General features: G+C 45.7%; 26 protein-coding genes. 1 reads left to right on the plus strand and 25 read right to left on the minus strand.

What is annotated here, in order from left to right; genetic code table 11:
- Nucleotide 1: 1 nt before the first annotated feature.
- From rplF to rplC, 16 genes are all read right to left on the minus strand, one after another.
- Nucleotides 2–556 (minus strand): 50S ribosomal protein L6, encoded by a 555-nt coding sequence (rplF, locus tag HHO50_RS03200; RefSeq protein WP_181304565.1) that lies wholly within the window; start codon nucleotides 554–556, stop codon nucleotides 2–4.
- Between the two features lie 10 nt (nucleotides 557–566).
- Entirely contained in the window at nucleotides 567–965 is a 399-nt protein-coding gene (rpsH, locus tag HHO50_RS03205; protein ID WP_062543992.1) for a 30S ribosomal protein S8, read from the minus strand.
- Nucleotides 966–1,051: 86 nt separating this feature from the next.
- A complete protein-coding gene (gene rpsN / locus HHO50_RS03210; protein WP_181304566.1) occupies nucleotides 1,052–1,321 on the minus strand; it encodes a 30S ribosomal protein S14 in 270 nt (89 codons plus the stop codon).
- A gap of 4 nt (nucleotides 1,322–1,325) precedes the next feature.
- On the minus strand, nucleotides 1,326–1,877 hold the full coding sequence (gene rplE / locus HHO50_RS03215; RefSeq protein WP_181304567.1) for a 50S ribosomal protein L5: 552 nt from the start codon (nucleotides 1,875–1,877) through the stop codon (nucleotides 1,326–1,328).
- 1 nt (nucleotide 1,878) lies between these two features.
- On the minus strand, nucleotides 1,879–2,202 hold the full coding sequence (gene rplX / locus HHO50_RS03220) for a 50S ribosomal protein L24 (RefSeq protein ID WP_181304568.1): 324 nt from the start codon (nucleotides 2,200–2,202) through the stop codon (nucleotides 1,879–1,881).
- Nucleotides 2,203–2,222: 20 nt separating this feature from the next.
- Entirely contained in the window at nucleotides 2,223–2,591 is a 369-nt protein-coding gene (gene rplN / locus HHO50_RS03225) for a 50S ribosomal protein L14 (protein WP_123127722.1), read from the minus strand.
- A 1-nt stretch (nucleotide 2,592) separates the two neighbouring features.
- Entirely contained in the window at nucleotides 2,593–2,850 is a 258-nt protein-coding gene (rpsQ, locus tag HHO50_RS03230; protein ID WP_123127723.1) for a 30S ribosomal protein S17, read from the minus strand.
- A gap of 11 nt (nucleotides 2,851–2,861) precedes the next feature.
- Entirely contained in the window at nucleotides 2,862–3,056 is a 195-nt protein-coding gene (gene rpmC / locus HHO50_RS03235; RefSeq protein ID WP_181304569.1) for a 50S ribosomal protein L29, read from the minus strand.
- 2 nt (nucleotides 3,057–3,058) lie between these two features.
- Entirely contained in the window at nucleotides 3,059–3,481 is a 423-nt protein-coding gene (rplP, locus tag HHO50_RS03240; protein ID WP_181304570.1) for a 50S ribosomal protein L16, read from the minus strand.
- Nucleotides 3,482–3,507: 26 nt separating this feature from the next.
- On the minus strand, nucleotides 3,508–4,311 hold the full coding sequence (rpsC, locus tag HHO50_RS03245; RefSeq protein ID WP_181304571.1) for a 30S ribosomal protein S3: 804 nt from the start codon (nucleotides 4,309–4,311) through the stop codon (nucleotides 3,508–3,510).
- Nucleotides 4,312–4,316: 5 nt separating this feature from the next.
- Nucleotides 4,317–4,703 carry a 50S ribosomal protein L22 gene (gene rplV, locus HHO50_RS03250; protein WP_062543983.1) on the minus strand — a complete coding sequence of 129 codons (387 nt, stop codon included), beginning with the start codon at nucleotides 4,701–4,703 and terminating at the stop codon, nucleotides 4,317–4,319.
- Entirely contained in the window at nucleotides 4,703–4,981 is a 279-nt protein-coding gene (gene rpsS / locus HHO50_RS03255; protein WP_048919303.1) for a 30S ribosomal protein S19, read from the minus strand. The genes rplV and rpsS overlap by 1 nt, the downstream gene beginning before the upstream one ends.
- A gap of 3 nt (nucleotides 4,982–4,984) precedes the next feature.
- A complete protein-coding gene (rplB, locus tag HHO50_RS03260; RefSeq protein WP_181304572.1) occupies nucleotides 4,985–5,809 on the minus strand; it encodes a 50S ribosomal protein L2 in 825 nt (274 codons plus the stop codon).
- Nucleotides 5,810–5,821: 12 nt separating this feature from the next.
- Nucleotides 5,822–6,109 (minus strand): 50S ribosomal protein L23, encoded by a 288-nt coding sequence (gene rplW / locus HHO50_RS03265; RefSeq protein WP_123127728.1) that lies wholly within the window; start codon nucleotides 6,107–6,109, stop codon nucleotides 5,822–5,824.
- Entirely contained in the window at nucleotides 6,109–6,741 is a 633-nt protein-coding gene (rplD, locus tag HHO50_RS03270) for a 50S ribosomal protein L4 (protein ID WP_181304573.1), read from the minus strand. The genes rplW and rplD overlap by 1 nt, the downstream gene beginning before the upstream one ends.
- Before the next feature lies 1 nt (nucleotide 6,742).
- Nucleotides 6,743–7,363 (minus strand): 50S ribosomal protein L3, encoded by a 621-nt coding sequence (rplC, locus tag HHO50_RS03275; RefSeq protein WP_181304574.1) that lies wholly within the window; start codon nucleotides 7,361–7,363, stop codon nucleotides 6,743–6,745.
- 119 nt (nucleotides 7,364–7,482) lie between these two features.
- Between rplC and HHO50_RS03280 the strand changes: the two genes are divergently transcribed.
- Nucleotides 7,483–7,770 carry a hypothetical protein gene (locus HHO50_RS03280; RefSeq protein ID WP_181304575.1) on the plus strand — a complete coding sequence of 96 codons (288 nt, stop codon included), beginning with the start codon at nucleotides 7,483–7,485 and terminating at the stop codon, nucleotides 7,768–7,770.
- 361 nt (nucleotides 7,771–8,131) lie between these two features.
- Here the strand turns inward: HHO50_RS03280 and rpsJ are convergent, their stop codons facing one another.
- The 9 genes from rpsJ to rplJ all read right to left on the minus strand — a co-directional run bounded on the left by rpsJ (nucleotide 8,132) and on the right by rplJ (nucleotide 21,284).
- Complete coding sequence (gene rpsJ, locus HHO50_RS03285) at nucleotides 8,132–8,437, minus strand: 30S ribosomal protein S10 (protein ID WP_048919298.1); 306 nt, start codon at nucleotides 8,435–8,437, stop codon at nucleotides 8,132–8,134.
- Nucleotides 8,438–8,447: 10 nt separating this feature from the next.
- Entirely contained in the window at nucleotides 8,448–10,547 is a 2,100-nt protein-coding gene (gene fusA / locus HHO50_RS03290) for an elongation factor G (RefSeq protein WP_181304576.1), read from the minus strand.
- Nucleotides 10,548–10,549: 2 nt separating this feature from the next.
- Nucleotides 10,550–11,017: a 30S ribosomal protein S7 gene (gene rpsG, locus HHO50_RS03295; RefSeq protein WP_066832334.1), complete on the minus strand. Its 468-nt coding sequence runs from the start codon at nucleotides 11,015–11,017 to the stop codon at nucleotides 10,550–10,552.
- A 13-nt stretch (nucleotides 11,018–11,030) separates the two neighbouring features.
- Entirely contained in the window at nucleotides 11,031–11,447 is a 417-nt protein-coding gene (rpsL, locus tag HHO50_RS03300) for a 30S ribosomal protein S12 (RefSeq protein WP_048919295.1), read from the minus strand.
- A gap of 102 nt (nucleotides 11,448–11,549) precedes the next feature.
- The gene (locus HHO50_RS03305) at nucleotides 11,550–11,864 is read right to left on the minus strand and encodes a DUF3467 domain-containing protein (protein ID WP_181304577.1); all 315 of its coding nucleotides are present in this window, start codon (nucleotides 11,862–11,864) and stop codon (nucleotides 11,550–11,552) included.
- 1 nt (nucleotide 11,865) lies between these two features.
- Nucleotides 11,866–16,185: a DNA-directed RNA polymerase subunit beta' gene (gene rpoC / locus HHO50_RS03310; RefSeq protein WP_181304578.1), complete on the minus strand. Its 4,320-nt coding sequence runs from the start codon at nucleotides 16,183–16,185 to the stop codon at nucleotides 11,866–11,868.
- Between the two features lie 123 nt (nucleotides 16,186–16,308).
- On the minus strand, nucleotides 16,309–20,181 hold the full coding sequence (rpoB, locus tag HHO50_RS03315; protein WP_181304579.1) for a DNA-directed RNA polymerase subunit beta: 3,873 nt from the start codon (nucleotides 20,179–20,181) through the stop codon (nucleotides 16,309–16,311).
- A gap of 156 nt (nucleotides 20,182–20,337) precedes the next feature.
- Nucleotides 20,338–20,718 (minus strand): 50S ribosomal protein L7/L12, encoded by a 381-nt coding sequence (gene rplL / locus HHO50_RS03320; protein ID WP_181304580.1) that lies wholly within the window; start codon nucleotides 20,716–20,718, stop codon nucleotides 20,338–20,340.
- Between the two features lie 38 nt (nucleotides 20,719–20,756).
- Nucleotides 20,757–21,284, minus strand: a complete 528-nt coding sequence (gene rplJ, locus HHO50_RS03325) for a 50S ribosomal protein L10 (protein WP_181304581.1) — start codon at nucleotides 21,282–21,284, stop codon at nucleotides 20,757–20,759.
- Nucleotides 21,285–21,286 lie beyond the last annotated feature (2 nt).

Below are 21,286 nucleotides of genomic sequence, written 5' to 3' on the forward strand. Positions count from 1 at the left end.
CTTATTTAGAAGCAGTTTTACCAGCTTTTCTTCTAACAACCTCACCCACGAAACGAATACCTTTGCCTTTGTAAGGCTCAACTTTCCGTAATGACCGGATTTTGGCAGCTACCTGACCAATTAACTGCTTATCGATACCCTCTAAGGTAATTAGAGGAGCTTTACCTTTCTCGGTTACTGCTACTGCAGAAATCTCAGGAGGTAAACCCACGTAAATGTTGTGTGAATAACCTAACGCAAGCTCTAAATTCTGGCCTACGGTAGTGGCTTTGAAACCAACCCCTACCAATTCCAAAGAAAGCTTATACCCTGTGCTAACCCCAACAATCATGTTGTTGATGATAGAACGATACAAACCATGTAGTGCTTTGTGTCTTTTTTGCTCTGTTGGACGAGTTACGGTAAGTACCCCATCCTCTATAGCAACAGTTATGTCCGTATCAACTTGTGAAGAAAGAGATCCTTTAGGCCCTTTCACTGTAACCAGGTTATCCTGGTTAACCAACACCTCTACACCTTGTGGGAGCGTGATTGGCAGTTTTCCTATCCGCGACATATCTTCTTACTTAATACACGTAACACAATACTTCACCACCTACATTAAGGCCTTTGGCCTCTTTGTCTGTGATGACACCTTTGGAGGTTGACAGGATGGCTACGCCATATCCATTCAACACACGTGGCATCTCATCAAGATGCACATATTTACGGAGTCCCGGCTTACTGACTCTCTCAAGCTTCACGATAGCAGACTGCTTGGTTGCTGGATCATACTTCAAGGCAATCTTGATGGAACCCTGAACTGAACTATCATCGAACTTGTAACTCTGGATATAACCTTTCTCGTATAGAACCTTGGTTAATTCCTTTTTGATATTGCTAGCCGGAATTTCAACTACCCGGTGATTTGCCTTGATGGCATTCCGTAGTCTAGTTAAATAATCTGCTATCGGATCTGAATGCATTAGACTATAATTTTAGATTCCGCTCTTTTTAAGGAGCCGCAAAGATACTAATGTTTTCCTAACTATAATAATGATAGGAGTAATAATTACCAACTAGCCTTCGTTACCCCAGGAATCTTGCCGGCAGAAGCCATCTCTCTGAATGTAACGCGAGAGATGCCAAACTTTCTCATATAGCCTCTTGGACGCCCGGTTAATTTGCATCTGTTGTGCAACCGAACTGGAGAAGCATCTTTTGGCAACTTATCTAGAGCTTCGTAATCGCCAGCAGCTTTTAACTGAGCTCTTTTAGTTGCAAACTTGGCAACTAACTTTTGTCTCTTAAGCTCTCTTGCTTTCGCTGATTCTTTAGCCATTTTCTTATTTCTTTAAATTTGCGAATGGTAAACCAAAACCTTTCAATAACTCAAGGCTTTCTTCGTCTGTAGAAGCAGTGGTGACAAAAGTGATGTCCATACCAGCAATAGACTTAATCTTGTCAATGCTGATCTCAGGGAAGATGATTTGCTCTTTTACCCCTAAGGTATAGTTACCACGTCCGTCAAAACCTTTATCGCTGATACCTTTAAAGTCACGTACCCTTGGAAGTGCAATTGTTACCAAACGATCCAGGAACTCGTACATCTTCTCCCCACGCAAGGTCACGCGGGCACCAATGGGCATTCCTTCTCTCAACTTGAAGTTAGAGATAGAGTTTTTAGCTTTGGTTTGTACTGCTTTCTGACCTGCAATGATAGTAAGTTCATCAACTCCAATGTCAACTAGCTTCTTATCTGCCACGGCATTACCAATACCTCTGTTAATGCTGATTTTGGTAATCTTAGGCACTTGCATTATGCTCTTGTATTGAAATTTCTCTTTCAATGCAGGCACAATCTCCTTTGAATATTTATCTTTTAGTCTAGCTGCCATGTTAGATTAAGTTTCCAGTTTTTTTGGAATAACGTTGAAGCTTACCATCGTCGTTCAGCTTCTTACCAGTTCTTGTGGCAACATTTGTAGCAGGTTCTACCAACATCACATTGCTTGCATGAATGGGAGCTTCCAACTTAACGATACCACCGTTAGGATTATTAGCGCTTGGCTTTTGGTGTTTAGATACCAGGTTCAAACCTTCAACCACAACCTTTTGCTTGTCTGTGAGCACAGAAGTTACAGTACCAGTTTTCCCTTTATCATCACCAGCGATCACTTTCACAGTGTCGCCTTTCTTCACATGAAGTTTATGCTTTGACATCTTGTTTTCTCTTCTCGTGTTTATATTACTTCAGGAGCCAAAGAAACAATTTTCATAAACTGTCTTTCGCGCAACTCACGGGCAACTGGCCCAAAGATACGCGTACCACGTGGCTCATCGTTGTTGTTCAATAACACCGCGGCGTTATCATCAAAACGAATATAAGATCCATCTTTACGACGTACCTCTTTCTTGGTGCGAACAATCACAGCTTTGTGAACAGTTCCCTTTTTTACGTTTCCTGAGGAAAGAGCAGATTTTACGGTAACAACAATTTTATCACCAACAGAGGCGTATTTTTTTCCTGTTCCACCCAGTACCCGGATGCACAGAACCTCTTTTGCTCCGCTGTTATCAGCAACAGTAAGTCTTGATTCTTGTTGTATCATCTTATTTAGCTCTTTCTACGATTTCAATTAAGCGCCAGCACTTGTTCTTGCTCAAAGGTCTGGTTTCCATGATGCGCACAGTATCACCTATACCGCACTCGTTGTTCTCATCATGTGCCATGAACTTCTTGGACTTGGTAACAAACTTCCCGTAAATAGGGTGTTTTACTTTGCTTTCCACAATAACAGTAATGGATTTCTCCATCTTGTTACTAACCACGCGTCCAGTTTTTTCTTTTCTTAGATTTCTCGTCTCCATGGTTTTCTATTTTAGCCATTGAGCTCTAGAGAGCGCAGTTGCGTTTCTAGTCTGGCGATGGTTTTTCTTGTAATCTTAATTCTGGATGGATTCTCAAGCGGAGAGATAGCGTGAGCAAACTTCAAGTTCACTAAGTTGTTTCTCTCGGTTGAAAGTTGCTCTTTCACTTCATTAAGTGAAAGAGCTTTGATTTCTGACTGTTTCATGACTATTTCTCAACGTAATCTCTACGTACTACAAACTTAGTTCTCACTGGAAGCTTTTGAGCAGCCAGTCGTAAAGACTCTTGAGCTACTTCTAGCGTCACGCCATCAGATTCAAACATGATGGTACCTGGTTTCACTACGGCTACCCAGTACTCTGGAGATCCTTTACCCTTACCCATCCGAACCTCTGCAGGCTTTTTAGTGATAGGTTTGTCAGGGAAAATACGAATCCATACTTGGCCTTCCCGTTTCATAGCGCGCGTCATCGCGATACGAGCTGCCTCAATCTGGCGAGCGGTGATCCAAGAGGCTTCTAATGATTTGATGGCGAAAGATCCAAAGGAAATGGTGCTCCCTCTGTGCGCCAGGCCGGTTACCCGTCCTTTTTGCATCTTTCTATATTTAGTTCTTTTCGGCTGTAACATTTCTTAAATTCCTAAAAGTTGAACAACTACTTGCGCTTGTTAGGTCCACCCCCGCCGCGCTTTTGGTTGGAATCACCAGGACGCTTGTTGCGGTTGTTGTCTCTACGGTCGCCGCGGTCATTGCCACCTCTCTCGCCTCTTTCGTTGCGAGGGCCTGCAGATTGACCACCACTTTGTTGACCTGCATTAGGAGATAAGTCACGCTTACCGAATACTTCTCCCTTGAAGATCCACACTTTGATACCCAGTTTACCGTACACGGTCTGAGCTTCTGATAAAGCATAATCAATATCAGCTCTCAAAGTATGCAAAGGAGTACGTCCTTCTTTGTAGTGCTCTGTACGAGCCATCTCAGCACCGCCTAAACGACCTGATACTTGAATTTTGATACCTTCAGCACCAACTCTCAAAGCAGAAGCAATTGCTTGTTTCATAGCTCTTCTGAAAGAGATACGCGCTTGCAATTGTTGCGCCACTGATTCACCCACCAATTTAGCGTCCAGTTCTGGACGTTTAATTTCGAAGATGTTAATCTGAACATCTTTGTTGGTGATTTTCTTCAGCTCTTCTTTGATCTTATCAACCTCAGCACCACCTTTTCCAATAACCACGCCTGGACGGGCAGTGTTAATGGTGATGGTGATCCTTTTAAGTGTTCTTTCGATGATGATTTTGGAAATACCTCCTTTTGGAATACGGGCAAGGATGTATTTACGGATCTTCTCGTCTTCGATCAGTTTATCAGCGAAATCCTTTCCTCCGAACCAATTAGAGTCCCAGCCTTTAACAATACCTAGTCTTAGGCCTACTGGATTAACTTTTTGTCCCATTTTAACTATTTGGCTTCGTTAGAGGTAGATGTTTCAACTGTCTCCACTTCCACTTTAGAATCAATCACAAGTGTTACGTGGTTAGATCTCTTTCTGATTCTGTGGCCACGGCCCTGAGGAGCAGGACGCAAGCGCTTCAGCATCTTTCCTTCATCTACTCTAATCTCTTTAATATATAGATTAGCATCTTCAATGCGGGCATCTTCATTTGCTGCTTGCCAGTTAGATAAAGCAGATAAAAGAAGTTTCTCCAGTTTTGGAGCGCCAGCATTTGGAGTAAATTTCAGTAAACCTAACGCCTGGGTAACTCTTTTACCGCGGATCAAGTTCGCTACCAGCCTCATCTTACGCGGTGAGCTTGGCACATTATTTAATTTCGCAACCGCTTCCATTATCTTTTACCTTTATCTTTCTTAGCAATATGGCCTCTGAAGTTTCGGGTAGGAGCGAATTCGCCTAATTTGTGACCTACCATGTTTTCTGTTACATACACCGGAATAAACTTATTCCCGTTGTGTACAGCAAACGTATGACCTACGAAATCTGGAGAGATCATGGAACGGCGTGACCAGGTTTTGATTACTGCCTTTTTCCCAGACTCATCCATCGTCTGCACTTTTCTATCGAGCCTGTAGTCAATATAAGGCCCTTTTTTTAATGATCTTGCCATTACTTATTTCTTCCTTCTATTAACAATCAGGTTCTCAGAGAATTTATTTTTGTTTCTGGTCTTCTTACCTTTTGCGTACAGACCTTTGCGTGATCTTGGGTGACCACCAGAAGATTTACCTTCACCACCACCCATTGGGTGATCTACTGGGTTCATGGCAACACCTCTTACTCTTGGTCTAATACCCATCCATCTGCTACGTCCGGCTTTACCAAGCTTCACGTTCATGTGGTCTGCGTTAGAAACAGTACCTACGGTAGCCATACAGTTTACCAGTACCATTCTCATTTCGCCGGAAGGTAATTTCAACGTAGCGTAACGGCCTTCACGGGCTACCAGCTGCGCATAAGAACCTGCACTTCTTGCCAGAACTGCACCTTGGCCAGGAGCTAATTCAATGTTGTGAACGATTGTACCTAGTGGAATATCAGTTAACGGCAACGCGTTCCCTACTTCTGGGGCCACACCAGGGCCTGATACTACAGTAGAATCTACAGCCAAGCCTGCAGGAGCAATGATGTAAGCTTTTTCACCATCTGCGTAGAACAACAAGGCAATGCGTGCTGTTCTGTTTGGATCGTACTCAATTGCTTTCACCGTTGCAGGAACCCCGTACTTCGTTCTCTTGAAGTCGATGATACGGAATTTTTGTTTGTGACCACCACCGGTATAGCGCATGGTCATTCTTCCTGAATCGTTGCGTCCACCAGATTTTTTCTTGGATGCCAACAAAGATTTCTCAGGCTCGCTCTTCGTGATTTCAGTGAAGGCAGGCGCTACTCTAAATCTTTGACCTGGTGTTGTCGGTCTTAGTTTTCTTAATGCCATTCTATTAGTTGCTTATATTCCGCTATAGAAATCGATTACTTCCCCTGCTTTCAAAGTAACAATCGCCTTCTTAGAGGATACTGTACGTCCGGTTACCACACCAGACTTGGTGTTGCGAGACTTCAATTTTCCTTGGGTTCTCATAGTAGAGATTTTCTCTACCGTTACACCGTAACGTGATTGGATCGCTTTCTTGATCTCAATCTTATTCGCTTTTCTATCAACCTCGAAAGCATATTTACCTACTTCGTTCAAAGCAGTCAGCTTCTCGGTTAATAATGGTCTTTTCAGGATACTCATTATTTCGATGTGTAAATTTCTTCAAAAACAGAAAGAGATTCCTCTAAACAAACTACTTTGTCTGCGTTCAACAAATCATACGTTGTCAAAGCACCGGGAGTAGACACTTTTACCTTTGGCAGGTTTCTGCTGGACAGAACCACATTGGTATCAACCTCTTTCGTTACGATCAATGTCTTTCTGGTGCCTACCTTTAACCCTTGCAGGATGGCAGCGAAGCTCTTTGTTTTTGGAGTATCTATGGCAATGGTATCTACTAACACCAGACGCTCATCTTTTACTAATTGAGAAAGAGCTGATAATCTTGCTAAAGACTTCAGTTTCTTGTTCAATTTAAAGCTATAGTTTCTTGGTCTTGGCCCAAACACGCGACCTCCGCCTACGAATACTGGTGATTTCAAAGAGCCAGCTCTCGCTCCACCAGTACCTTTTTGACGTTTGATCTTTTTGGTTGAACCAGCTACCTCGGCACGCTCTTTTGATTTGTGGGTACCTTGGCGTTGGTTTGCCAGGTATTGCTTTACATCAAGATACATCGCGTGCTCATTTGGCTCAACGCCGAACACCGACTCTGGAAGGGTTACTTTCCTTCCGGTATCTTCCCCTTTACTATTGAAAACTGATAGCTCCATCTTATTTCTCAACTACAATAAATGAATTTTTAGCGCCTGGGATAGAACCGCTAACTACAAGTAAATTCTGCTCTGGCATAACGCGCAGGATGCGCAGGTTTTGAACCTTCACGCGGTCACCGCCCATTCTACCAGCCATGCGCATTCCTTTGAATACCCTTGATGGCCATGAGCAGGCTCCAATGGAACCGGGGTGTCTTGCTCTGTTGTGCTGACCGTGCGTCTGCCCACCAACACCGGCAAAGTTATAGCGCTTCACAACGCCTTGGAAACCTTTCCCTTTTGAGGTACCTACTACATCAACAAATTCACCTTCTTCAAAAGATGTCACATTCACTTCGTCACCTAAGGCATAAGAGGCGGTGTCATCTAATCTGAACTCAACCAATTTCTTCTTGGCAGTGGTGTTGGCTTTAGCGAAGTGACCCGCAAGCGCTTTGGTTGTTCTTTTAACCTTCTTCTCTCCGTACCCAAGCTGAACGGCGGTATAGCCGTCTGTTTCCTGCGTCTTAACCTGAGTTACTACGCATGGTCCTGCTTGAATCAAAGTACAGGCCACGCTCTTCCCTTCAGGAGTGAAGAGGCTTGTCATTCCGATTTTTTTACCGATAATTCCAGGCATTCTACTTTTTTATTTAAACAATTAATATTATAAGCCCTAGGGCTCTTTTCGGGAGTGCAAAGTTCCATATTTAATTTTTATTTTACAAGCACTCCTAAATTATTTGTTTTCAGATACTAATGGATTTTCATGCTTGTATCCTCCAGCAGCTCACTCACGGGCAGGTGGTTAACTTTCAATCATCACAAATAATTCCCTTCTATTTTCTGTTTTCGGTCTCTTTTCCTAAAATTAGCCTTAAAAACCTTTTTGGAATTCAGCTTATACGCGGCAAAAACGAATTTCAAACCTGGAAGAACCGCTTAGAGTTCTGGGCCTGTTTTTATAAAAGTAGCCCAAAAACGACAACTCAGGTGAACGCAGGCGTCAGAGGAATTGCGCTGAAAGCCATTGATGAAAAATCCTAAACAGGCCCCGTGCTCTAAAAGAGATCTTCTCTTTTATACTTTGAGGCTGTTTAGAGTCTCAGAACCATGGCTAGCGAAAGCGTTTGCATGGGTTCGCCTTCTTAAGGAGATTTCTGTTTAGAGCCTGTTTTACAGAAAACAGCCCTTAAACGGGAGGCATCTGTGGGCTATGCCCAGGGGAATTGCTGATGTTTGGAACAAAAAAGACCTGCTAAAAAACTCTAAACAGGTTCTTTCTGTAAAATCATGATCCGCCGGTTTCACGTGCGTTTTTGCAAAAAAAACATCAAAAACAACCGCCTTCTTTCTGCATAAAAAAAGGGAGAGGTTTCCCTCTCCCTTTTCTGAGTAAGCTGTTTTATCAAACTTTGATTTCAACATCAACGCCACTTGGTAATTCAAGTTTCATCAAGGCATCTACCGTTTTAGATGAAGTAGAATAGATATCTACCAATCTTTTATAGGTGCAAAGTTGGAATTGCTCTCTTGCTTTTTTGTTCACGTGCGGTGAACGTAAAACAGTGAAGATATCTTTTTCGGTTGGCAAAGGAATGGGACCACTTACGATCGCACCAGTCGCTTTTACCGCTTTCACGATTTTCTCTGATGATTTATCAACCAGATTGTGATCGTAAGATTTCAGTTTGATTCTGATCTTTTGATTCATTCTATTTCAACTATTTCGCTGTTCCTTTAATTTTTGCGATGATGCCATCTGCCATGTTCTGCGGCACTTGCTCATAATGAGAGAAGGTAAGTGAAGCAGTGGCGCGTCCTGAGGTGATGGTACGTAAGTCAGTTACATAACCAAACAGTTCAGACAAAGGTACATCTGCTTTTACTACCGTTGAAGTACCCTTGGTATCCATCCCTTTCATGAGACCTCTTCTTCTGTTCAAGTCACCAGTTACCGGACCTGTGTACTCATCTGGAGTCACTACGTCTACTGCCATGATGGGTTCAAGAAGTTTGGGCCCACACTGTTTACCTGCCTCTTTGAAGCCTGCACGGGCGGCTAATTCAAAGGATAGAGCGTCAGAGTCAACATCGTGGAAAGAACCGTGGAATAAACGCACTTTCATGGAGTCTACCGGGAACCCGGCCAGGATACCATTTTTCATGGCTTCTTCGAAGCCTTTCTGGATAGCCGGAATGAATTCTCTTGGAATCACACCACCTACAATGCCATTCTCAAACTCAAGGCCTTGCTTACCATCTTCACGTGGCCCCATGTTGAACACGATGTCAGCGAACTTACCACGTCCACCAGACTGCTTCTTGTACACCTCGCGGTGCTCCACAGCTTTGGTGATGGTTTCTTTGTAAGCTACCTGAGGAGCGCCCTGGTTCAATTCTACCTTGAACTCGCGCTTCATCCGGTCAATGATGATCTCCAGGTGAAGCTCGCCCATTCCTCTCAAGATGGTCTGACCAGTTTCCTCATCAGTGTTCACCTGAAGCGTTGGATCTTCTTCAATCAGTTTGGCAATAGCCATACCCATTTTATCAGAGTCAGCCTGAGTTTTAGGCTCAATGGCATATCCAATAACCGGTTCTGGGAAATCCATAGATTCCAAGACGATTTTCGCGTTTTGGTCACAAAGCGTGTCACCGGTCTTGATATCTTTGAAGCCTACTACCGCACCAATGTCACCGGCAGACAATCTTTCGATTTGGTTCTGCTTGTTGGCGTGCATCTGGAAGATACGGGAGATACGCTCTTTGTTATTTGAACGGGTATTGTACACGTATGAGCCAGACTCCAGCACACCAGAGTAAGCCCGCACAAAGCAAAGACGGCCTACATAAGGGTCAGTGGCAATTTTGAAGGCCAGGCCTGCAAATGGCTCAGACTCACTAGGCTTGCGGGAGATTTCTTCGCCCGTGTCTGGGTTGGTTCCTATAATGCTTTCTTTGTCCATGGGTGATGGGCAAAGGGCCATTACATAATCCAGCATGGTTTGCACTCCTTTGTTTTTGAAAGAAGAACCGCAAAGCATTGGCACGATGGCTAAATCAATGGTTGCTTTGCGCAACGCCGTCATGATTTCTTCTTCGGTGATGGTTTCAGGATCATCGAAGTATTTCTCCATCAGAGACTCATCATAATCAGCAACAGCTTCCAATAACTTCTCACGGTACTCTGTTGCTTCCTCCATCATATCTTCTGGAATGGGCACTTCTCTAAAGGTCATCCCTTTGTCATGCTCATTCCACTCAATACCTCTGAAGTTTACCAGGTCAACCACCCCTTTGAAGTCATCTTCCGCACCAATTGGTAACTGAAGCGCAACGGCGTTGCTGCCCAGCATTTCTTTCACCTGCTTGCAAACCGCAAGAAAATCAGCGCCTGAACGGTCCATTTTGTTCACGAAGCCAATACGGGCTACTTTGTAGTTATCGGCAAGTCTCCAGTTAGTTTCAGACTGTGGCTCTACACCATCAACCGCGCTAAACAAGAACACCAGACCATCCAACACCCGCAGGGAACGGTTTACCTCTACGGTAAAGTCAACGTGACCTGGGGTATCAATAATGTTGATGTGGTAATCTTCACCTCTATATTTCCAGTCTACGGTAACGGCAGCAGAAGTAATGGTGATCCCTCTTTCCTGCTCCTGTTCCATCCAGTCTGTGGTGGCGGCACCATCATGCACCTCCCCTAACTTGTGTGACTTTCCAGTATAGTAGAGAATACGCTCTGTAGTAGTAGTCTTACCGGCATCAATGTGCGCGGCAATCCCAATATTTCTTGTGTACTTTAAATCTCTGGCCATTCTTAGAATCTGAAATGTGAGAATGCTTTGTTGGCTTCCGCCATTCTGTGAGTATCATCTTTTTTCTTCACAGCAGCACCTTCTCCTTTGGCGGCGGCGATAATCTCACCAGCCAATTTATCCATCATGGTCTTCTCACCTCTCTTGCGAGCGTAAGAGATCATCCATTTGATACCAAGAGAAATCTTTCTATCCGGACGCACCTCAGTTGGTACCTGGAAAGTAGCACCACCTACACGGCGGCTTTTCACCTCTACACCTGGCATGATGTTGTTCAATGCTTTTTTCCAGGTATCTAACCCGCTCTCTTTAGTTCTTTTCTCCACTAAATCGCAAGCATCGTAAAAAATCTTGTATGCCACACTCTTTTTCCCGTCTACCATCAGGTAGTTTACAAAACGGGTAACCAGAGTTTCTTTGTATTTTGGATCAGGAAGAAGAATTCTCTTCTTTGGTTTCGCTTTTCTCATTGTCTTAACTCAATTATTTTTTCTTACCGCCTTTTCCTGCAGCAGCTGCTGGCTGACCTGGTTTAGGACGTTTTGCTCCGTATTTAGAACGGGACTGTAGACGACCGTTTACACCGGCAGTATCCAACGCACCACGGATGATGTGGTATCTTACCCCTGGCAAGTCTTTTACACGACCACCTCTGATGAGCACAATAGAGTGCTCCTGGAGGTTGTGGCCTTCACCTGGGATGTAGGCATTGACTTCTTTACCGTTTGTCAAACGCACACGCGCCACTTTTCTCATTGCTGAGTTTGGCTTCTTAGGTGTGGTTGTGTAAACGCGTGTGCACACGCCACGTCTTTGTGGGCATGAGTCAAGAGCTGGAGACTTAGACTTTGATGTTAGCGCTTCTCTTCCCTTTCTTACTAATTGTTGTATAGTAGGCATTTACTAACTTTTTAAACTGATTTCTCTCTTCAAAAAATGGTTTGCAAAGGTATAAAATCTCCTTTGCAAATTCAAAGTTTTAATTCATTAATTATTAATGGCTTAGGCTTCGCCAATTGTTCCCCCAAAATTGAGCGGAAAGCTTGGGGCTTCCGGCGTCTGCTTGATGGCCCCAAAACTTTGCTCATACTTTAGGATGTTTTCCTCCAAAGCAGCCAAAAAACGCTTGGCATGCTCTGGAGTAATCACCACTCTTGACTTTACTTTCGCCTTCGGAATCCCGGGCATCAATCTGATGAAATCAATCACGAATTCACTGTGGGAATGTGCGATCATGGCAAGATTTGCGTACTCACCCTCGGCAATTTCCTCCGTCAACTCAATGTTGATCTGTCCTGGTTGTTCTGCGGCGGCCATCTTATTTCTCTTGCAGTTCGCCCTGCTTTGCTGCTTTCACTCCTGATTGTCTGCTGCTGGTAAGAGCTTCGTACTCTTCTTTGGAGCCTACAATGATTTTCGAGTACTCGCGCAAGCCGGTACCTGCCGGGATTAAGTGACCCACGATTACGTTCTCTTTCAAGCCCAGTAATTCGTCGGCTTTTCCTTTGATGGCGGCTTCGCTCAATACCTTGGTAGTCTCCTGGAAGGAAGCTGCCGAGATAAAGCTTTGCGTACCCAAAGAAGCCTGCGTAATACCCTGCAAGGTTGGTCTTGACACCGCTGGCTGTGCGTCACGCACGGTTACCAAACGAAGGTCACGACGCTTCAAGCTGGAGTTTTCATCGCGCAGACGACGCGCCGTCACAATCATACCTGGTTTCATGGCCGTTGAATCACCTGCATCTTCCACTACTTTCATGTCAATGATCATGTCGTTCTCTTCCATGAACGTCACTTTGTCCACCGTCTGGTTCTCCAGGAAGCTGGTATCACCCGGATCAATCACGTTCACTTTCTGCATCATCTGCCGAACCACTACTTCAATGTGTTTGTCATTGATCTTCACACCCTGCAGACGGTATACTTCCTGAATCTCGTTCACCAGGTATTCCTGCACGGCACCAGGGCCTTGGATGTTCAGGATGTCGTTTGGCGTGATGGCACCGTCTGAAAGCGGAACACCGGCACGCACAAAGTCATTGTCCTGAACCAGGATGTGCTTGGAAAGAGGCACCATGTACTTCTTCTTCACACCGTCTTTAGACTCAATGTAGATCTCACGGTTACCGCGTTTTATGCCTCCGTACGTCACTACACCATCAATCTCACTCACTACCGCCGGGTTAGACGGGTTACGGGCCTCAAAGAGCTCTGTAACGCGTGGCAGACCACCCGTGATGTCACGGGTCTTCCCAATGGCACGTGGGATCTTAGAGATAATCTGACCTGCTTTGATTCTTTGTCCATCTTCCACGGCTAAGTGAGCCCCTACCGGAATGTTGTAGGTTTTAGGCTCACCATTGACTGGGTTGATTATAATGGCAGGGTTCTTCGTCTTATCTTTCGTTTCAATGATCACTTTCTCACGGTGGCCAGTCTGCTCATCTGACTCCTCACGGAAGGTGATGCCTTCCACAATGGATTCGTACTCAATGGTACCGTCAAACTCAGAAAGAATAACCGCGTTATATGGATCCCAGTTACACAACTCATCGCCTTTGGCTACGGTGTCTCCTTCGTTTACTAACAAGAAAGAACCATAGGGCACGTGGTTGCTGATGAGTAGTTTCCCGGTAGTAGGTTCTACTACCTTCACTTCACCTGAACGGCCCATCACTACTCTCACCGGCTCGCCTTCTGCGTTCGCGGTTTCAATTGTCCGAACATCTTCGAACTCAATCACCCCGTTGAATTTGGCTCTGATGGCCGCATCTACCGCAATGTTAGAGGCAGTACCACCTACGTGGAAAGTACGAAGCGTTAACTGCGTACCTGGCTCACCAATAGACTGTGCTGCGATTACCCCAACCGCTTCCCCTTTCTGCACCATTCGGCCAGTTGAAAGGTTACGGCCGTAGCACTTGGCACAGATACCGCGTTTGGTCTCACAAGTAAGAACTGAACGAATCTCCACACTTTCAATAGCTGAGTTCTCAATGATTCTGGCTACTTCTTCGGTGATCTCGTTTCCTGACTCATGGATCAGTTCTCCGGTGATCGGATCAATGATGTCATGCACGTTCACACGACCCAGGATACGCTCAGACAGAGACTCCACGATATCTTCGTTGTCTTTCAAGGCGCTTACCTCAAGCCCCCGCAGGGTACCACAGTCAGCCTCGTTTACGATCACATCCTGAGAAACGTCCACTAAACGACGGGTTAGGTAACCCGCATCCGCCGTTTTCAAGGCGGTATCGGCCAGACCTTTACGAGCACCGTGGGTAGAGATAAAGTACTCAATTACATCCAGACCTTCTTTGAAGTTAGATAGAATTGGGTTTTCAATAATCTCCCCTACTGATCCTTGCAAGGACTTCTGAGGCTTCGCCATCAGCCCCCGCATACCACCTAGCTGACGGATCTGCTCTCTGGAACCACGGGCGCCGGAGTGCATCATCATGAAGATGGAGTTGAAGCCTTGGTCGTCTTTCTCAAGGCGGCTCATCAACGTCTCGGTGATCTGGTTGTTGATACGCGTCCAGATATCAATTACCTGGTTGTAACGCTCGTTATCCGTGATCAGACCCATAGAGTAGTTTGCCCAAACAGCGTCTACATCTTTTTTAGCCTGACCAACCAGTATATCTTTCTCTTTCGGGATCACGATGTCACCCAAGCCCATGGACAGACCGCCTTTGTAAGCCGACTGGAATCCTAGGGTCTTGATATCATCCAGGAACTGAGCAGTTCTCGCCATACCGGTTACTTTGAACACGCGGGAGATGATCTGCTGCAATTTCTTTTTAGACAGAAGCTCGTCTACGTATCCTACTTCCTCTGGCACGAACTGGTTGAACAACACTCTACCGGCAACGGTCTCAATGAGCTTCGTTACTAATTCGTTGTTCTCATCCAATATTTTCACCCGCACCTTAATGTAAGCATGCTTGGAAAGCTGGCCTTCGTTGATCGCGATGATAACTTCTTCGGCAGAGTAGAAAGACATACCCTCCCCTTGAATCTTCTCATTCTCAGTAGAGCGCTTGCCTTTGGTTACGTAGTATAAGCCCAACACCATGTCCTGAGAAGGTACCGCAATTGGGGCGCCGTTGGCAGGGTTCAGGATGTTGTGCGACGCCAACATCAACATAGAGGCTTCCAGGATTGCGGCCGGCCCCAGGGGAACGTGTACCGCCATCTGGTCACCGTCAAAGTCGGCGTTGAAGGCTGTGGTTACTAAGGGGTGTAGCTGAATCGCTTTTCCTTCAATCAGTTTCGGCTGAAAAGCCTGAATACCTAATCTGTGGAGCGTAGGAGCACGGTTCAACAGAACGGGGTGTCCTTTCAGCACGTTTTCCAAAATATCCCAAACCACCGGGTCTTTCCGGTCTACGATTTTCTTCGCAGATTTTACCGTCTTCACAATACCGCGCTCAATAAGCTTACGGATGATGAACGGTTTGAAAAGCTCAGCCGCCATGTTCTTAGGCAGACCGCACTCATGTAGTTTCAGCTCTGGACCTACCACAATTACGGAACGACCAGAATAATCCACCCGCTTACCAAGTAAGTTCTGACGGAAACGTCCTTGCTTTCCTTTCAGCATGTCAGAAAGGGATTTCAGGGCGCGGTTACCTTCTGCCCGAACGGCGTTCACTTTACGTGAGTTGTCAAACAGGGAGTCTACCGCCTCTTGAAGCATCCGCTTCTCGTTACGGAGAATCACCTCTGGCGCTTTAATCTCGATCAGACGCTTTAAACGGTTGTTACGGATGATAACCCGACGGTATAAGTCGTTCAAGTCAGACGTAGCGAAACGGCCACCATCCAACGGAACCAATGGACGCAATTCCGGTGGAATCACTGGCACCATGCGGATGATCATCCACTCAGGCTTGTTCTCAATTCTGGTTGACGCATCACGGAAAGCCTCTACTACACGTAGACGCTTCAACGCTTCTGCTTTCCGCTGCTGAGAAGTCTCATGGGCAGCAGAGTAACGCAAGTCATAGGAAAGGTCATCCAGGTTGATGCGCTCCAATAGCATTTGAAGGGCTTCAGCTCCCATTCTGGCGATGAACTTGTTTGGATCATGGTTGTCCAACATCTGGTTCTCGCGCGGAAGCTTGTCAATCATGTCCAGATACTCATCTTCGGTCAGGAAGTCTAACGTGGTCACGTTATCTTCCGCCAAGATACCTGGCTGGATTACTACGTACCGCTCATAATAGATAATCTGATCAAGCTTCTTGGTTGGTAAGCCTAACAGATACCCGATTTTGTTTGGCAGCGACTTGAAGTACCAGATGTGTGCTACCGGTACCACCAGTTCAATGTGGCCCATGCGCTCACGACGCACTTTTTTCTCCGTTACTTCTACGCCGCAACGGTCACAGATAATCCCTTTGTAGCGGATTCTCTTGTATTTTCCGCAGTGGCACTCCCAGTCCTTCACTGGCCCGAAGATCCGCTCGCAGAACAAACCACCCATCTCTGGCTTGTAGGTTCTGTAGTTGATGGTTTCAGGCTTCGTTACCTCCCCGTTTGATCTTTCCAGAATAGATTCTGGAGAGGCCAGCGAGATGGTCACTTTAGAGAAGTCTTGGATTAATTTTTTATTTCTTGCTAACGCCATGTTATGTGTTGCTAGATATGTAAGTTTCCTTTTTACTAAACGGCTCAACTAACGCGTAAAAGGGAGATTTCAGAAGAAGGCGTTTTTGGCCTATTTTCCTGAAATCTCCTCTAAAACAGCCTATTAGTCTAGCGTAATCTCCAAGGCCAAGCCTCTGAGTTCATGGATCAACACGTTGAATGACTCAGGGATATTTGGCTTCGGCAACACGTCACCTTTCACAATGGCTTCGTAGGCTTTGGCACGACCAATCACGTCATCAGACTTCACCGTCAGGATTTCCTGCAGCACGTTAGCGGCCCCGAAGGCCTCCAACGCCCACACCTCCATCTCACCGAAACGCTGACCACCGAACTGGGCTTTACCACCCAATGGCTGCTGCGTGATGAGTGAGTATGGCCCAATGGAACGGGCGTGCATTTTATCATCTACCAAGTGACCCAGTTTCAGCATGTAGATTACCCCTACGGTAATTGGTTGGTCAAAACGGTCACCGCTTAACCCATCGTACAGATAAGAGCGTCCAAATTTAGGTAACCCAGCTTCAGCCAATTCTGCAGAAACTTGGTCTTCGGTAGCGCCGTCAAAGATTGGTGTCGCATACGTACGTCCCAACTTCAAGCCAGCCCAGCCTAATACTGTTTCGTAAATCTGACCGATGTTCATCCTGGATGGTACCCCAAGTGGGTTCAACACGATGTCCATTGGCGTTCCGTCTTCCAGGAAGGGCATATCCTCCTCGCGAACGATACGGGCCACCACCCCTTTGTTACCGTGACGACCAGCCATCTTATCACCCACTTTCAGCTTACGCTTCTTCGCGATGTATACTTTGGCCAATTGCACGATACCTGCCGGAAGTTCGTCTCCTACTTCTAAGGTAAAGCGGTCGCGTTTGAAACGGGCAGAAATCATGTTGCGGCGTTTGGTGTAGTTTTTCACCAGTTCCAGCAACATTTTGTTTACCTGCTCATCTGCAGTCCATCCTTCCAGAATCAGATCCTTGAACATATTCACCTCTTCCGGAACGGCGTAGTTACTTTCGTCCTTGTAAGGGTTCTTGTCAGGGAAAAGTGCCTCGCTGATGTTCTTTTTACCAAACTTCGCGCCTTTGGTCAGGATTTCGTCCCCGAAACGGTGACGTATTCCTTGGCTTGTTTTGCCTTCCAGCAAAGTCACCAGCTTCTCAATCATCACGTTCTTCACGGCTTTGAGTTCACTGTTGTATCTTGCTTTCAGCTCTTCCACCTCTTTCTTCGCTTTCGCGCGGAGGTTTTTATCTTTTTTAGGACGAGAGAATAACTTCGTCTCAATCACAACCCCATTCAAGGATGGCGGCGCTTTCAAGGAAGCATCTTTCACATCACCGGCTTTGTCCCCGAAGATGGCCCGAAGAAGTTTCTCCTCTGGAGTTGGATCGGTCTCTCCCTTAGGAGTGATTTTACCAATCAGGATGTCTCCTTCTTTTACCTCGGCACCAATGCGGATGATTCCGTTCTCATCAAGGTTACGAACGGCTTCTTCGCTCACGTTCGGGATCTCAGAAGTTAATTCCTCTTCCCCACGTTTCGTTTCGCGAACTTCTAGTTCAAACTCTTCAATGTGGATTGACGTGAACACGTCATCTCTCACCACCCGCTCAGAGATCACGATGGCATCCTCAAAGTTGTATCCTTGCCAAGGCATGAACGCCACCTGCAGGTTTCTTCCTAAGGCTAGTTCTCCCTGGTTGGTGGCATACCCTTCGCAAAGCGCCTGGCCTTTGGTTACCCGCTCGTTCTTCTTCACCAATGGGGTCAAGTTGATACAGGTATCCTGGTTGGTACGACGGAACTTGATCAGGTCATAGGTCACGAACTCAGCATCAAAACTCACTAACTTATCTCCTTCAGAGAGGTCATAGCGGATGATGATCTTATCGGCATCCACAAAGTGAACGTAGCCTTCGCCTTCCGCTCTTACCAATGCTCTTGAGTCAAGAGCGGCTCTTAATTCCAGCCCTGTACCAACAATAGGAGCCTGGGGCTTCACTAATGGCACAGCCTGGCGCTGCATGTTTGATCCCATCAAGGCACGGTTTGCATCATCATGCTCCAGGAACGGAATCAACGAAGCGGCTACCGACACAATCTGGTTGGGCGCAACGTCCATGTAGGTATAGCGTTCTGGCTCTACTACTGGGAAATCACCCTCAAAACGGCCCTTCACTTTGTCATTCACAAAGTTACCTTCATCATCAATGATGGCGTTGGCCTGCGCGATGTGGTGGGTATCTTCTTCTTCAGCGGTCAAGTATTTTACCTGGTGGGTTACATCTACTTTCCCTTCCACTACATTGCGGTAAGGAGTTTCAATGAAGCCCATGCTGTTCACGCGAGCGTGCACGCACAAAGAAGAGATCAGACCGATGTTCGGGCCTTCTGGCGTTTCAATGGTGCAAAGACGGCCGTAGTGGGTATAGTGAACGTCACGCACCTCAAAACCAGCGCGCTCACGGGAAAGACCTCCTGGCCCTAAGGCAGACACACGACGTTTGTGCGTGATTTCTGCCAGCGGGTTGGTCTGGTCCATGAACTGAGACAGCTGGTTTGTTCCGAAGAACGAGTTGATCACCGAAGAAAGCGTCCGCGCGTTGATCAAGTCAACCGGTTTGAATTCTTCGTTATCGCGCACGTTCATCCGCTCTTTGATGGTTCTGGCCATACGGGCAAGACCTACCCCAAACTGCGCGTACAACTGCTCACCCACCGTTCTTACCCGGCGGTTGCTCAAGTGGTCAATATCATCCACCACGGCTCTTGAGTTGATGAGGCCAATCAGGTATTTCACAATCAGGACGATGTCCTCATTGGTCAATACTTTGGCATCCCAGTTCTTGTCAAGGCCTAGTTTCTTGTTGATTCTGTAGCGTCCTACATCACCCAGGTCATAACGCTTATCACTGAAGAACAACTTCTGGATAATGTCACGGGCAGTTTCTACGTCTGGTGCTTCCGTGTTCCGCAACTGACGGTAGATCTGCTCAACGGCTTCCTGCTCAGAGTTTGAGTTATCTTTCTGCAGGGTGTTGTAGATGATGTTGTAGTCAGCGATGTTTACGTTCTCACGGTGCAGGATGATAGATTTCACCCCTGAATCAATGATTACGTCTAAGTCATCTTCTGACACTTCAGAGTCACGCTCCAACAGAACTTCGTTCCGGTCAATAGATACCACTTCGCCGGTATCCTCATCCACGAAGTCTTCTGTCCAGGTGCGCAGAACCCGTGCCGCCAGTTTTCTACCTACAACGCCTTTCAACGTTTTCTTATCAGCCTTCACTTCTTCAGACAAACCGAACAAGTCCAGGATGTCTTTATCGGTTCCGTAACCAATAGCACGTAATAAAGTTGTTACCGGGAATTTTTTCTTACGGTCAATGTACGCGTACATGACGTTGTTCACGTCCGTCGCGAATTCTATCCATGATCCCTTGAAAGGGATAATTCTGGCTGAATATAATTTAGTACCATTGGTGTGCTTGCTTTGGGCAAAGAACACCCCTGGCGAACGGTGCAACTGAGATACAATCACGCGCTCGGCGCCATTGATCACAAATGAACCTTTCTCAGTCATATACGGAATATTTCCTAAGAACACCTCCTGTTCAATCGTCTCAAAATCTTCGTTGTCCGTATCATTACAGATCAAACGAAGCTTTGCCTTCAACGGAACTGAATATGTCAACCCACGGTCAATACACTCATCAACTGAATATTTGGGTGGGTCTACGTGGTAGTCTACGAATTCCAGAACGAAATTCTCTCTTGAATCAGAGATCGGAAAGTTTTCAGCAAACACCTTGAAAAGACCTTCTTCCGTGCGGTTCTCGGCAGCGGTTTCCAACTGGAAAAAGTCTTGGAAAGATTGTAGCTGAACGTCCAGAAAGTCTGGGTAATCAATTACCGACTTTATGGACGCAAAGTTGATCCGCTCTGTCGTTTTATTTGTAGCCAAAGTTGTCTGAATTTTACGTTTAAACTTTGTCGTGCCTTTGAATAGTTTCTTCAGAGGCAGAAATTTCTAGAAAAATCTTTTCTAGGTACAAACAGGAAAAGACCTGACGAAAATGCCAGGTCTAACCCTTTGTGGTAATGGAAGGTAGTGTGTGGATTACTTAACCTCCACTTCAGCACCAGCTTCTTCCAATTGCTTTTTCAATGAATCTGCTTCATCTTTAGCAACACCTTCTTTCAATGGTTTTGGAGCACCATCAACCAGCTCTTTCGCTTCTTTCAAGCCAAGACCAGTAAGTTCTTTCACTAGCTTCACAACTGCTAGTTTAGAGGCACCTGCAGCCTTAAGGATTACATCAAAAGATGTTTTCTCTTCTACAGCGGCTCCAGCGTCTCCACCGGCAGCACCAGCTACCATTACAGGAGCAGCAGCTGCTGGTTCAATACCATACTCATCCTTAAGAATCGTAGCAAGTTCATTAACTTCTTTAACAGTTAAGTTAACCAACTGCTCAGCGAATGCTTTCAAATCTGCCATTTTTATTAGTAATTAAAAGTTGTTTTAAAATTGAAATGTTATTGTTCTTTCTCTGATAATGTTTTCACCAAACCTGCCAAGATATTGCCACCGCTCTGAAGGGCAGAAATAACGTTTTTAGCAGGAGATTGAAGTAAGCCAATGATTTCGCCAACAAGCTCTTCTTTTGATTTAAGCTTGCTCAGCGTATCTAATTGGTCATCGCCTAAATAGATACCTGCATCAATGTAAGCACCTTTCAAGACAGGTTTCTTACTGCCTGTCTTCCGGAAATCCAGAAGCAATCTTGCTGGTGCGTTACCAGTGGTGGCTTCAAACAGGATTCCTGAAGAACCTTTTAAAGCTACATCTAAGGCAGATGTATCAGTATCTAAAGTATCTAAGGCTTTACGAATCAGAGTATTTTTGTAAACTTTGTACTCAATGCCTCTGTCAAAGCACATTCTTCTGAATCTATTGATAGTTGCTACCGTCAAATCAGAAGCGTCAGTAATGTAGACGAAGGGGTTTTGAGCAAACTTTTCGCTCAGGTCGCGTACAATGATTTCTTTCTCTTCCCGTGTCATCT

The organism is Rufibacter sp. XAAS-G3-1 (assembly GCF_013623775.1).
Lineage (GTDB): Bacteria > Bacteroidota > Bacteroidia > Cytophagales > Hymenobacteraceae > Nibribacter.